Genomic DNA, 14,258 nt, shown 5'->3' with positions numbered 1-14,258 from the left:
ATTGTATAAAAATTAACTATTGTTAGCTTTTATATGAAAATCAGTGGCTTTTGACTATCGAGTTAAATACCAAATATAGAGCCGTTACAACCCAAAAAGTGATGGTAGGAAATAGAGAGATAGTCGATTCAATTTAAAGGTAGTACAAGGCAACTGAGTGTAGATGTATATTAAATACTTCAAGCAAGGTTAACGCAGTAATATTTTTATAGTGGAGTGACTATAAAGGAATGCCAACCATCCTATGGATAATTACATAATACGACCGCAAGAGATTTATTTGTTAGAGCGCTATAGTTCACCTGCCTACTTTAAAGAGATGCGTGATGCCTTTGCTCGTATGCTAGAGGCAGCTGAACAAGCATTAGAGCTATTTATGGGGGACTTACCTAGCGATTATCGTAGTAGACCCATCAATCGTCAGCCTGATATTGTTTGGGGCCAGCGCGTGCTGCCGAATTTACGCGGCACCTTAGACGATCTTAATGTCGGTTATCAAGAGCTGTTAAAAGGAGATTTAATAGCAATAAGATATGCTGGTAATGTTGAGAGTGATTTTCGCGCTATCAGTATGGATTACGATATCGACTGGATGCCAGAGCAGCAGCAATATCAAGAATGACAGATTCAGGCAGCAGAGTGGAGCCGTTATCTATGCGCAGCTATTGCATGCTATTTATATACAAATGCTGTGTTTTTATACTAAGGGATTCCAAATGTACGATCGCGTTAGCTACGGCGTATCATCAGTTAGATTGTGAGACTTAGAATGAGAAAAATTGTAGATAAGCATGGAAATAGTTATTATTAATATGAACATATTGGCAAAATTTCTGACGATATTTAGCCATTTTAATACTATTCAATGTATAAATATGCTCATTGATGATATGGCTTGGGATGACTGATAGACAGTTGGCCACTATGCAAGTCGCTGCTTTTTTTATAATGTTAGGGTCTTTCGGTTTTTTCTTACAACAAAAGAGACAGTTTTCCAGAATGTCTTTAAATGTTGTGACTAGATGTGGCTAATAGACCCTAGTGTTTCTAAACTTTCTTTTTATTCAAAATAAATACCAACACCGCACCCAATATCACAGCGCTTGCCACGACGAATTGCATGGTCAATTGCTCAGATAAAAACACCACGCCTAGTATGGCTGCAAGTACAGGTACACAGAGCTGTACCACTGCTGCTTGGGTGTTTTTTAGCAGCGGCATTGCCATATACCAAATGCTATAGCCCATACCTGATGCGATCGCCCCTGATGCACATGCCAACAGTATCCCTGTGATGGTGATATCACTTACATTGATGTTTTCTAGGCCAATATCATCGAGATATATCATACCGATTAGTAACAGGATAGGAACAGCAACAAGGCTCCGGATAAAGTTAAAGCCAGTAGCGCGTAGCGGTGATACACATGATTTGCCACGTATGCTATAGATGCCCCAAGCCACACCACTTATTGTCATGAGTGCCGCTGCGAATAATGAAGGTACTGCTGCTGACGGTAGCATCAAATAAATAAATCCGACCACTGCGACGATAAATGCGATCCACTGTAATATGCTTAATTGTTCTTTTTTATAGATGCCCCAGCCAATCATCGTGAGCTGAACTGCTGAAAACAAAATCAATGCGCCAGTACCCGTGTCTAGTTCTACATAGGCAATCGAAAAGCAAAGTGCATAAATCACCAAGCTTGCACTACTAAGCCAACTGCCTTTATCATTCAAAATAGCCTCATAAGAGGTGCTACCTAGATTGAGCGCTTGACGTCGTAATCGATAGGTATAGACCGTCATGATAATAGCTAAACAGACAGCCGCACTCACCAAGCGAATAATGGTAAAGCTCCATGCATCTATATAGCCTGCTGCTAGCGCCATTCTCCCAAAAAGAGAGTTTGCGGCAAATGCGATCAATGCGATAACAGTATAAAGCGTGGCTTTCACAATAATTCCTACTATGAATAAGTTGATTTTGAAATAGGCGAGCAGATGATTTTAACGTTAATTTTTTAGATATGTTTTTATAACAGCCAATCATCGTTTATCGGAAATGAGGGCTGGCACTCTAAAAATCTAGTTGATAGCTATCTCACAAGGAACGATATTTTGTCGTACTTGCGACAAAAAGTCTCTTTTAAATTAGAATAACGATAGTTGCATTGATGATAAGGCTTATGAGTGAAATAAGTGGTCAAAATTACTATCGGCAACCTTTCAATAGTTTCAATCAACTAATCAATCAATCAAATAAAAAAGATACGCAGGAAACGATAACATGGATTGGGCAGGTATTTTTATTTATGACACAACGTGGGCATTTGCACTTGAAATATTAGTACGTGTCACCGTCATGTTTGTGCTCATTATTTTATTTTTACGCTTTACGGGCAAGCGCGGCGTCCGTCAGTTATCAATCTTTGAGTTAACCATCATTTTATCACTGGGCTCTATCGCAGGTGATCCAATGTTTACCGAAGATCTGCCGATTATTCAGGCAGTGCTAATTATGGGCTCGGTCATTTTCCTTTATCGATTGTGTACGTGGGCCATGATGAAGTTTCAGCCGTTCGAAGATTTACTAGAGGGTAAGTCGCTATACATTGTCGAAGATGGATTATTGGTACTCGAAAAGATTAAAAAGTGCAAGATGTCGCATGATGAGTTTTTTGCTGAAATGCGTCAACAAGGCGTTGAGCATTTGGGTCAAGTGCGTACGGGGCTTCTGGAAACAGATGGAAACTTTAGTATCTTATTATACCCACCCGAAAACACAGGCTATGGCATGCCACTATTTCCCAAGCAGTACCAGCCAGTCGAGCAAGTAGAGTCAGGAGGTTATTATGCTTGTATGCATTGTGGCTATATTGACACTATCTCTGACGCTCATCAGCTGTGTATACGCTGTGAGGATGACTGTCGAAACTGGGCAATAGCATTAAATAGCGAAATTGTGAGGTGATTGGGCTGTTCTCTGTATTTTTATGCAGACCTAGTACACAGATAGGAACAACCCAAATTTCAATTGTTTAAGATGTCAGCCTTTCTAGATATTTTGATGAACTTAGGCGACTTTATACCAGTCAATTTTACGAGTCATGACCATCACGCAAGCGAGCAGTACAAAGCAGAATACGGCACCAAGCAATAAGTTCATGTCTTCTGTGGTGAGAATGCCAAAAAACGATGCGTACAATCCTGCGAGTGTGACGGTAAATATCGCTGCTCGTTTTACGCCACCGAACACGTAGTAGGTATACCAGCCAATGAGTCCGACACAGGCACTGGCCGCAATGGCATACGCTTTCCAAAACACTATCTGCTCAGCAAGTGGTAGCAATAACACATAAAAGACAAATAGCGCACAACCAACCAATAGATATTGAATCGGGTGAATACGGCTTGATTTAATCACCTCGAATAAGAAGAAAGTGCCAAACGATACTAAGATTAATAGCAGCGCATATTTCATGGTTCGTTGAGTTTGTAAATACACATCATTGGGTTCGGCAAAACTAACCCCAAAGCTGCTGAGGCGCATACTATCAGGCATTGCACCACCTTCTACTGCAATCAAGTCATTGCGAGACATCGACTGACTGCTAGTATCAAGGCTGGCTTGACTCGTAACAGCGCATTCATTATTAGCGCTGCCAAGACAGTGTGATAAATATTGGTTGTTGGTGACGGTTAAATATTGATTCTGCCAATTGGCTTCAAAACCTTTTGTGGTGAACTTTTTGGCATTTGGAAGGGCTTTGCCAATGAAGTTGGGCGCATGCCAGTTACTGCGCATGGTTAGGCTAAAGTTCTGCCCAGTAGGCACCGTATTTAAATTGCTAATACCTGCTAAAGGTAAATCTACTATGATACTAATCGCTTGAGTACTTTCGGTATCGGATGGCTGATTGGTCAAGTCTGTACCAGATAATGTTTCGTTATCCTGCGGGCTAGCAACAGGCTTCGCTGGACGATTCAATAAATCTTGAGGAATGGCCACCTCTACATAGGTTAGCTCTTTCAGCATAGGTGTCTGTGGATATGTTGCTTGTATTGATTTTTTATCAATGGTCACTGTCGGTAGTGTCGCTACACCGCGTAGGTCTGATACAGGAATAATTAATTTGGCTTTATTCCAGTGAATGATGGTTTTTTCAGGTTTTATTTTATTGATAAATGGGTTTGTAGCGGTATCGACTGAATCTGATGCTTTGTTATCGGTATTATTAGGCTCGTTTGAGCTAATTAGAGTTGAATCAAAAGTATAGTTTTGGTCAAATTTCAGCGCACCGTTATAACTGGTCGCATGATAAACACCGCGCTTATAGGTGTCCGTGTTTACCTCAAGATCTTGAGCTGCTTGGGTTTGATTGGCAAAAACGGTTTCAATTTTTGAGTAGGATGCGGCGCAGTTACTGATTGCTTCGGACCCTTTAATCTCACATTCAGGTGTGACCGTGGTAGGAATGGCAATAAAGGGTGTAATGACTTCTTGCGGGTTGACGTGCTGTTGAGCGATCTCTCTGATAACCGACTCTGAATAACTTTGCCTCTCATAGATGACCGAGCCAATCATGTTGAGACCAATGGCAAACAGAACGCACAGCCCCGCGATGATAGATAATTTAATCAGTAATGTCTTTTGCATGGAAGCTCCTCATATAAATCTTTAGTCCAAAACTGTTGATATAACAGTCAGCAGGTTTAAAGAAAAGGATAGAGGAGGGATGAAGAAAAAATATGTAAGAACAGTGGAGAGTGTGTGGAAAAATAAGCGCTAGTGTTTTTTGGTATCGCCAACGACTTTATCCATAATGGCAAATAGTAAGCCTGACAGGACGAATGTCATGTGAATAATGACTTTCCACATGAGCTTTTCTGCATCACCTTAGCTCATGTCACTTGTGATGTCCATAAATGACTTTAAAAGATCAATTGCAGAAATGGCGACGATAGCACCAATGACTTTAGCTTTAAACCAGAAAAATCTACTTTGCCCATCCAGTTAGGTCGATCATCATGGTCATTGGTATCGATTTTAGAAACGAAAATTTCGTAACCACTGAATATGATGATGAGTAGTAAGCTAGCAACCAGCGAAATATCTACCAAGACCAGTATGTCTACGATTACGCTGGCTTCAGAAGCGACAAGAATATCTGCAAACATACCCCAAAGCTTTTGGATAAATTTGATAAATAACAAAACAATGCCTAAAACCAATCCTAGATAAAAAGGCGCGAGTATCCAGCGGCTATTAAATATGGTTATTTCTAAGTAATATTCGATATTTTTTAGCATGGATGTCTCGTAAGGTTCTTAAAAATAAAGCTGTAAGTCATATATGTGTGACGTCAGATAGAGTGTATTTGAGAAATTTGTCTAGCCACTTGTTGCACTCGTTGCTCTCTATTACCACCGATACGATGAAACTGCTTTTGATAATGGGTCAGCTGGCTTGCAAAATACGCACTGATTTCATCACGCTGATTTGGGCTATCTCGTAAATCATCAGCGACCCACGGGATATCCACTTCGGTTAATAGGATTAAATCATAATGATGCGTCAATGCGGCCTGAGTCAGTGCTGCAGGGCAGTCATCATAATACCAGTTGGAATACGCCATTAACTCAAACAGACTGGTATCACAAAATAGATAATGGTTACCTTCTTCTGTTTCAGCCGCTTGTGTGGCGAGTTCATTTTCTAACGCTATCTGACCCTGTGCGATAGGGAGTAAGTCATCCCACGTACAAGTCAGTTGTTCATTATCCCATTTAGCTTGTAGATACGTGCGCATGTATTCTGGTACCCAAGGGCTATTAAAATGCGCTGCCAAATCACGACATAAGGTAGTTTTGCCCGTGCTTTCTGCACCTAACACCGCAATTTTAGTGACCGATTTAGGCGTACGCTGTCTGAGATTGTCTGCGATGTTGTGTGCGATAGCGTCGTTGCCATTCATAATAAGCCCAGATTGCGATGAGGGTGAAAACCACATACTGTAGTGCGGTAAAGGTAAAACCTTTATAGAAATATAAAGGTACAGAGATAGCATCGGCTACGATCCACAGTAACCAGTGCTCAATTTTACGTCTTGCCATGAGCCACATCGCCATTAAGAACAGCGCAGTGGTTAGCATGTCAGTATAGTCTACCCAGGTAAATAAATTCAGACCGAGGACGGCACCATCGAAGCTAAAACCATTATTAATCACTGGACGGAAGTAATAAACGGTAGCGACAAAGGCGACAGTCGCCGTGGCTAGTGTGACCAATATGGGGATATCTGTCGTGCTCAAGCGTTCAACCTGAATGCTACTCTGAGCATCACTGTCTTTTGACGACACATTTTGCTGCTGGCTAGTGGGAGTCAGTTGTTCTGGCTGTTTTTTGCTGTCTTTGTTTTTTGACCAGTTAATCCATCCATAGATGCTCATGATACTGTAATAAGCATTGATGAACATATCGCCGAATAGCTGCCATTTCCACAATAAATAAACAAATATAGCAGTACTTACCAGTCCAATAGGAAAGACCAGAACATTGGTTTTGCTGGCGAGAATGACACTTGCTACGCCAAAAATCACAGCAATCAATTCGAGAACAATAAATAAAGTGGTGTAGTCAGCGTATTGCCCAAATAACCAGTTGAGAAGTTCTGCCATTAGCATTTCCAAATATTAGCTTGTATATGTATTTTGGTGAGTTTTGGAGGTATAAATAGGGCCAATTATAACGTAGCTGCTGCAAAATTCCGGCAATCTTTGCTTGTTTTTAGCAACAAACAGGTTATTTGTAACAAAGTATTAGAAAAATTATAATATTCAGGCATAATAAAGCCACTGATTTTAAGTTTACAGTCATTCACCGAAAGTAAATGGCTATTATTTTTCAACCTTTATGCTTATTTTAAGCACTATTGTAGTAGACAAGGAAGCTTATCATGACGACTTGTATCACAGGCACAGGCCTATACATTCCACCTTATAGCATCAGTAATGAAGAGTTAGTTGATTCATTTAACCAGTATGTTGAAAATTATAATACAGAGCATGCTGATGAGATAGCTGCAGAGACGGTTACGGCGCTCGAGCCTTCATCAGCCGCATTTATCGAAAAAGTGTCTGGAATAAAGTCACGTTATGTGATGGAAAAAGACGGTATTCTAAACCCTGAAATCATGGCACCAGTGATTGCCTATCGCAATTTGGGTGAAGAGCTGTCTGTTATGGCAGAGATGGGCGCCGCTGCATTAAGAGATGCGCTAGCTGATGCTGGATTAGAAGCCAATGACTTGGATGGTATTATCCTTGCGTGCTCAAACTTTCAGCGTACGTACCCAGCAGTCGCCATCGAGATTCAAAACGAGATTGGTATGATTGGCGGTTTTGCTTATGATATGAATGTTGCGTGTAGTGCAGCGACGTTTGGTCTATCACAAGCACATGGTTCTATCGTTTCTGGCTTAGCCAAGCGTATTGCTGTGGTCAACGTTGAGATTACCTCAGCGCATCTTAACTGGCGTAACCGTGACAGCCACTTCATCTTTGGTGATGTCGCAACAGCATCTATCGTTGAAGACTTAGATACGCCAAAAGGTTATGAGATTCTGAACTCTAAGCTATTTACACAGTTTTCGACCAACATCAAAAACGAATATGGCTTTATGGATCGCTCAGAGTATTTAGCCGCACAGACTGAAATGTACCCAGATATCAAAGCACCAGTGACGGACAAGCTGTTCCTTCAAAATGGTCGCAAAGTATTCCGTGAAGTCTGTCCGAAAGTGTCAGAGGTTATCACTGAGCATTTGACTGAAAACGAATTACAAGCCAGTGATGTGAAGATGATGTGGTTACATCAAGCCAATGCGAATATGCTGGATTTAATCCTACGTACGGTCGTCGGTAAAGGAGCTGATAAAGCCATTGTGCCGAGCGTCATCGCTGAGTTTGCCAATACCAGTTCAGCCAGTCCAATGATTGTGTTCCATCGCTACAAAGATAAACTAGCATCAGGTGATTTGGGTGTTATTTGCTCATTCGGTGCCGGTTACTCGATTGGTTCAGTATTGGTTCGTAAGGTTTAATACTGTCATTAGATAGCTGTTGTAACGATAAAAATAGCCAAGAGCAATCTTGGCTATTTTTTTGTCTGAATGTTTTGACATACATATTGCAAATAGCTGAATAATGAAACAAGGTGAGGGTATTTCAGAATAAGTGAAGATGTTGAGCAATATAATGGCTAGATTGCTTAGAATAACGACAAGATTACTCAGAGGTTTTAATTTAAGGTGAAAAATTTGCTATAATTACTCTCTTATTCCTCTTATCCAATTAAAAGTCCTTTTATGAAAGAATCCTTACGCCTGCGTTTAGACCAGATGGTAGACCGTTATGAAGAGGTCACCGCCTTATTATCAGACCCTAGTGTCATCAGCGATAATAATAAATTCCGTGAATTGTCTGTCGAGCACAGCGACTTGATGGATATCACTACTTTATGGCAGAACTATGTAGGGGCAGAAACGGATCAGGCCGATGCAGAAGCTATGCTGGCCGATGCTTCAGATCCTGACATGAAAGAGATGATGCAAGAAGAAATTGATAACGCGCGTGATACCATCGTGGAGATGGAAGAAGCACTCAATGTCATGATGCTACCAAAAGATCCTAATGACAAAGTGCCAGCATTTTTGGAGATTCGAGCTGGTACAGGCGGTGATGAAGCAGCGATTTTCTCTGGTGATTTGTTCCGTATGTATCAAAAGTACGCTCAAACTCAAGGTTGGACGGTGGAAGTGCTGTCAGCCAATGAGGGTGAGCATGGCGGTTATAAAGAAATCATCACACGTGTATCTGGCAATAGTGTATATGGTCGCCTAAAGTTTGAATCAGGCGCTCACCGCGTACAGCGTGTCCCTGAAACCGAGAGCCAAGGTCGTGTTCACACATCAGCTTGTACGGTTGCGGTCATGCCAGAAGTTGAGATTGATGATACCGTCGATATCAATCCTGCTGACATAAAAATGGATACTTTCCGCTCAAGTGGTGCAGGTGGTCAGCACGTTAACACGACTGACTCAGCCGTACGCTTAACCCACATTCCAACGGGTACCGTGGTAGAGTGTCAGCAAGAGCGTAGCCAGCACAAAAACCGTGCGCATGCTATGAAGATGCTAGTCTCAAAAATCCAACAAGCCAAAGTGCAAGCGCAGGTCGATGTGGCGGATTCTATACGTCGTGACTTGGTCGGTAGTGGTGATCGCTCAGAGCGTATCCGTACCTATAATTTTCCACAAGGTCGCATGACTGATCACCGTATTAACCTTACCTTGTACAAGCTCGACTCTATTATGGAAGGTGACTTGGATGAGATTCTTGATGCATTGTTACGTGAGCATCAAGCAGATCTAATGGCGAGTATCGGCGGCGGTGATCAATAGGATTTTAGTAGTAAGTAAAGCGATAACCATAAAGTCAGTAGACAAAACTTAATTGAAACCTATGCTGCTGACGATAAACCTTGTGGTTATCGCCAGATTACTCAAAGCAGTGTAGCAAGAGGGTTGTGGTGTATAGATTAACCATATAATTTTCCAAATCTACAATTTAACTTATCAAAATTTGAGAGTGTTATGTCAAAGCAAAACCAGAATAATCAAGCCCAAGAAGAACAAGCCCCAACACTAGAAGAAGCCAATGAGCTGATTGCTCAATTACAGGCCAAATTAGATGATATTACGGCTTCTGGTAAACAGCCTTATCCCAATCAGTTTAAGCGCACTGATTATGCTAAAGACTTACAAGCTGATTTTGATGGCATCTCTAAGCAAGAGATTGAAGAAAAAGCTGCGAATGGCGACAAGACTCAGGTTAATATTGCTGGGCGTGTGATGCTCAATCGTGGCTCATTTATTGTCATTCAAGACATGACGGGTCGCATTCAGCTGTATGTTGCACGCAAAGAGTTAGATCCAGAAACACTTGCCTCTATCAAATCATTAGATTTGGGTGATATCGTTGGTATCTCTGGCTACATCGGTCGCTCGGGTAAAGGTGACTTATACGTACATATTGAGGAGTTCAACCTTCTCACTAAATCACTACGCCCAATGCCGAACAAGTTTCATGGTTTGGCTGACGTAGAAGCTCGCTATCGCAATCGCCACCTTGATTTGATGACCAATGAGACGACTCGTGATACTTTCATGATCCGTAGTCAGGTCGTTAGCGGTATCCGCAAGTTTATGTTGAATGAGCGCTTCATGGAAGTTGAAACGCCAATGATGCATCCTATTCCGGGCGGTGCTGTTGCGCGTCCATTTGAGACGCATCATAATGCGTTAGATATGCCACTGTATCTGCGTATTGCGCCTGAGCTTTACTTAAAGCGTTTGGTTGTTGGTGGTTTTGAGAGAGTATTTGAGATTAACCGTAGCTTCCGTAATGAAGGTGTCTCTACTCGCCACAATCCTGAATTCACCATGATTGAGTTCTATCAGGCTTATGCTGATTATCATGATTTGATGGATTTGACTGAGCGTTTATTTAACGAATTGGCATTGGATATATTAGATACCACTGAAATCACCTATCAAGAAGAAGCCATTAGCCTAAAAGCACCATTTGAACGTCTGTCTATGTCTAATGCAATTGCAAAATATGCAGAAAACTTCGATATGGCGCGCATCAACGATCGTGAATATCTAGCAGAGTACGCCTCAACGGTACTTAAGCAGCAAGTAAAAGACGGTTTTGGTGTGGGTAAATTACAGACGATTATCTTTGAAGAAACCGCTGAGCATCAATTACGCCAACCAACGTTTATTACTGAATATCCAGCTGAGACTTCACCACTAGCGCGCCGTAGTGATGATAATCCTGAGATTACTGATCGTTTTGAATTGTTTGTCGGTGGTCGTGAACTGGCCAACGGTTTTAGTGAGCTTAATGACCCTGCTGACCAAGCCGAACGCTTCCGCGGTCAGGTTGCTGAAAAAGACGCGGGCGATGATGAAGCCATGCATTTCGATGAAGAGTACATTGAAGCCTTATCTTACGGTTTGCCACCAACAGCAGGCGAAGGTATTGGTATTGACCGTTTAGTCATGTTATTGACTGACTCTGCTAGTATCCGTGATGTGATTTTGTTCCCACACATGCGCCGCAAGCACGAAGGCTAAAGCGGATTTGCTTGCTATTAAGCCACAACGATATTCAACTAAGTATAAAAATCTTTTGCTCATTTCGATAGAATGGGTGTAAGCTTTTTTATGAGACTTCATTTATAGGAGCGTTATGGGTACTCAGCAAGCATCGCCTTCACTATGGCGACAGATGATTCAACAATTCTCTTTATCATTGTATGAACTACCTGATGATAAAGTAATCGCTGACCCTGAGAAGTTTCAGGGTTATGATTTCGTATTTGAGTTTGCTAGTGCCACTATCTACTTGATCGTCAATGATGTAATGACGCAAGTGAGTAAGCAAGAAATTAATCATGCTAAAGTTCGTGAGTGGAAAAAAAAGGCAGTCAACAAATTAATCAAACGTCACACTCAGCTTTATCAAAAGAACGATAAGTTGATGGCTAATGGCAGTATATCAACTGCTGAAAAAGATGTTTACTTTGTTGGTTTGACGTCACTGTCTTTTGAACAACAAGACGAGAAACGAGGCTCATCTTCTTATAATGTTGATCATGAGTATGGTAGTCAATTTTTTGCTGAAGACTGTGTTTTGGACTTGGATGATGAACATAGGGTCTTGCAAGTATTTAGTTATCGAAATTTCGCCACTATACTCAGTCAATTGGCTGCGCCAAGTGATCTGACGACGTTTTTAGATTTTTACCGTGGTCAGTTGACGAATTTTGTATCGTTTCAAAATGAATCGACACTCTTGGCACAGTTTCTAGAGTCTCCTGACTTTCACTATCGAGCGATCAGGGTTCAAGAGCAGTTGCTTGAGGGTGAGCTGATCGATCAAATCGAGCCACGCTTACTTAAAGCAGTAGAACCGAATCAGGCAGAATTTGCCACTGCATTAATGGCCGAGATTCAAAAAAATACTCGAATGTGGTATAAGCTATTCAATAGCTTGCTCAAGCGTTATCGTGAAGCGGGGCAATCGTTGCCTACCGCGCAGGTCGATATCTTGGCAGATGAGTCAATGTACACCTATGCTTGTCTAGTAGAAAAAATATTAGCACATAGGACGGTTGACCAAGAATCATGCTGGAATGGGTATGTTCGTCATGAGCACTCTTATCATATCTTTGGCCGTCATTACCTTATGGTGTTTTATGCACAAAATGATAGCAGCTCGTTGAGTGTAGAGAAAGTTCGTCTGTCTCACCAAGATTTATTATCGGATCTCAATGCTCAAATGCAAACGCCAGTGATGGATGAACTGTTTTTGATTGGTGTAGAGTTTAGACCTTGTGAGGACAGCGTAAACACTGAGGTTTACTTAGATGTTTTCCATCAAAATGGCGCATTTCTTGACGAAAGCACCCAGCGCTTACATGAACGATTGGCACAACTTCAAGCACAGTTATAACCAACCTTATATCTATCAAAGTAATAGTGTTAGGCTCGCCTGATATTATTATTTTGATAAACGAGTTGCGATTTGTCGTACCTTTACTCGCCTTTCTTGTATTGACATTAAATTGAACAGACTCTAGGGCGTGTCCTCAATCTGAACCTAATTCGCTATCTCTATTTATACTACTTGTATTATCTATACTGGCATTTACTATGACGCAGCAATATCAAGTTTTAGCTCGCAAATATCGCCCCAAAAACTTTCATGAATTGATTGGGCAAACGCACGTCTCGCAAGCGCTGATTAATGCGATTGATTACAACCGCCTGCATCATGCGTATCTATTTACTGGGACGCGCGGTGTGGGTAAAACGACGATTGCGCGTATTTTGTCCAAGTGTTTGAATTGCGATATGGGCATCACCAGTACGCCTTGCGGTGTGTGTGATAATTGTGTGGCCATTGATCAAGGACGGTTTATTGATCTGATCGAAATTGATGCCGCGTCTCGCACTAAGGTTGAAGACACACGTGAGCTGCTTGATAACGTACCCTATGCGCCAAGTCAGGGTCGCTATAAGGTTTATCTGATTGATGAAGTGCATATGCTGTCCACACACAGCTTCAATGCACTCCTCAAGACGTTAGAAGAGCCACCTGAGCACGTAAAATTTTTGCTAGCGACGACCGATCCACAAAAGCTACCAATCACTATTATCTCACGTTGTTTACAGTTTGTGCTGCGTCCGCTGCCACAGACATTGCTAAGCGAACACTTGGCGAATATTCTTACCCAAGAGCAAGTTGGGTATACGCAGCCAGCACTGTGGCAGTTGGCAAGTGCTGCTAAAGGCTCAGTACGTGATGCGTTGTCATTGACCGATCAGGCGATCGCTTTTGGTCAAGGTGCGTTAGATGATGTCACTGTTAATGCGATGCTTGGTCTGATTGATGCAGCTGATTTGGTCAGTTTAATTACAGATATATACAATCATGATAAGTCTGCCGTTGCTGCTCATATTGAGCAAATGCGTGCACAGATGGTTGATGCCACCAGTATGTTTGATGGGCTCGCTGAGCTACTTCACCAGTTGGCATTGACACAGTTATTACCTGAAGTCGCGTTAAATGTAAATGAAGCGCAGGCACAGAATATTACTGTACTGGCGCGGCATATTAGTCCAGATGTGTTGCAACTTTACTATGAAATCGTGGTACAAGCACGTGAAGGCGTGAAGCTTGCTAGCACACCTATGCAAGCGCTTGAGATGTGTATTCTACGTTTACTAGCCTTTCGTCCGTTGCCAGTCGATGAAGTACTGAGCAACACTTACGACAGTGAGGTATCCTCTACAGAAATATCAGCTGTAGAAATAGTTACTTCTATACCGTCTACAGGTGCTGTCACGCATGAAGCTTCAGCACTGCCATTACAGTCATATGATGTGGATTATCAAGCACAAGATTATGATGATCTCCAAAGCAGCAGTTATGATGAAAACCTAGCACAGCCTGAACCAGTTGTTGAGCCTGAACCAGTTGTTGAGCCTGAACCAGTTGTTGAGCCTAAACCAGTTGTTGAGCCTGAACCAGTTGTTGAGCCTGAACCAGTTGTTGAGCCTGAACCAGTTGTTGAGCCTGAACCAGTTGTTGAGCCTGAACCAGTTGTTGAGCCTGAACCA

Annotated in this window: 12 protein-coding genes; 7 read left to right on the top strand and 5 right to left on the bottom strand. The window is 41.9% G+C overall.

Translation table 11 applies throughout. From position 1 onward, the window contains the following. Positions 1–244 precede the first annotated feature (244 nt). On the top strand, positions 245–622 hold the full coding sequence (locus ACZW67_RS13120; protein WP_465183614.1) for a hypothetical protein: 378 nt from the start codon (positions 245–247) through the stop codon (positions 620–622). A 425-nt stretch (positions 623–1,047) separates the two neighbouring features. Here the strand turns inward: ACZW67_RS13120 and ACZW67_RS13115 are convergent, their stop codons facing one another. Next, the gene (locus ACZW67_RS13115; RefSeq protein WP_465183613.1) at positions 1,048–1,962 is read right to left on the bottom strand and encodes a DMT family transporter; all 915 of its coding nucleotides are present in this window, start codon (positions 1,960–1,962) and stop codon (positions 1,048–1,050) included. Positions 1,963–2,293: 331 nt separating this feature from the next. On the opposite strand from ACZW67_RS13115, the gene ACZW67_RS13110 reads away from it, so the two are divergent. Continuing rightward, positions 2,294–2,977, top strand: coding sequence for a DUF421 domain-containing protein (locus tag ACZW67_RS13110; RefSeq protein WP_465183612.1), 684 nt, complete (start codon positions 2,294–2,296; stop codon positions 2,975–2,977). 102 nt (positions 2,978–3,079) lie between these two features. Here the strand turns inward: ACZW67_RS13110 and creD are convergent, their stop codons facing one another. The 4 genes from creD to pnuC form a co-directional block, all read right to left on the bottom strand. Further along, the gene (gene creD, locus ACZW67_RS13105; protein WP_465183611.1) at positions 3,080–4,663 is read right to left on the bottom strand and encodes a cell envelope integrity protein CreD; all 1,584 of its coding nucleotides are present in this window, start codon (positions 4,661–4,663) and stop codon (positions 3,080–3,082) included. Between the two features lie 275 nt (positions 4,664–4,938). Further along, the gene (locus ACZW67_RS13100) at positions 4,939–5,316 is read right to left on the bottom strand and encodes a YqhA family protein (RefSeq protein ID WP_465183610.1); all 378 of its coding nucleotides are present in this window, start codon (positions 5,314–5,316) and stop codon (positions 4,939–4,941) included. Positions 5,317–5,369: 53 nt separating this feature from the next. After that, a complete protein-coding gene (locus tag ACZW67_RS13095) occupies positions 5,370–5,981 on the bottom strand; it encodes an AAA family ATPase (RefSeq protein ID WP_465183609.1) in 612 nt (203 codons plus the stop codon). Further along, positions 5,920–6,684 (bottom strand): nicotinamide riboside transporter PnuC, encoded by a 765-nt coding sequence (pnuC, locus tag ACZW67_RS13090; RefSeq protein WP_465183608.1) that lies wholly within the window; start codon positions 6,682–6,684, stop codon positions 5,920–5,922. The genes ACZW67_RS13095 and pnuC overlap by 62 nt, the downstream gene beginning before the upstream one ends. Positions 6,685–6,962: 278 nt before the next feature. Here pnuC and ACZW67_RS13085 point away from each other — a divergent pair, with 278 nt between their 5' ends. The 5 genes from ACZW67_RS13085 to dnaX form a co-directional block, all read left to right on the top strand. Continuing rightward, positions 6,963–8,108, top strand: a complete 1,146-nt coding sequence (locus ACZW67_RS13085) for a beta-ketoacyl-ACP synthase III (RefSeq protein ID WP_465183607.1) — start codon at positions 6,963–6,965, stop codon at positions 8,106–8,108. Positions 8,109–8,372: 264 nt separating this feature from the next. Continuing rightward, positions 8,373–9,467, top strand: coding sequence for a peptide chain release factor 1 (gene prfA, locus ACZW67_RS13080; protein WP_110923516.1), 1,095 nt, complete (start codon positions 8,373–8,375; stop codon positions 9,465–9,467). A gap of 192 nt (positions 9,468–9,659) precedes the next feature. Then, a complete protein-coding gene (gene lysS, locus ACZW67_RS13075; RefSeq protein ID WP_110923515.1) occupies positions 9,660–11,207 on the top strand; it encodes a lysine--tRNA ligase in 1,548 nt (515 codons plus the stop codon). A gap of 115 nt (positions 11,208–11,322) precedes the next feature. Then, complete coding sequence (locus tag ACZW67_RS13070; protein ID WP_465183606.1) at positions 11,323–12,588, top strand: hypothetical protein; 1,266 nt, start codon at positions 11,323–11,325, stop codon at positions 12,586–12,588. 200 nt (positions 12,589–12,788) lie between these two features. Next, a partial coding sequence (gene dnaX, locus ACZW67_RS13065) for a DNA polymerase III subunit gamma/tau (protein ID WP_465183605.1) occupies positions 12,789–14,258 on the top strand: 1,470 nt, incomplete at its 3' end.

The sequence above is a fragment of the Psychrobacter sp. TPE 89C genome (genome assembly GCF_055522395.1).
Note: the sequence above shows the minus strand (reverse complement) of the source record. Positions and strands in the feature narration are given on the sequence as shown.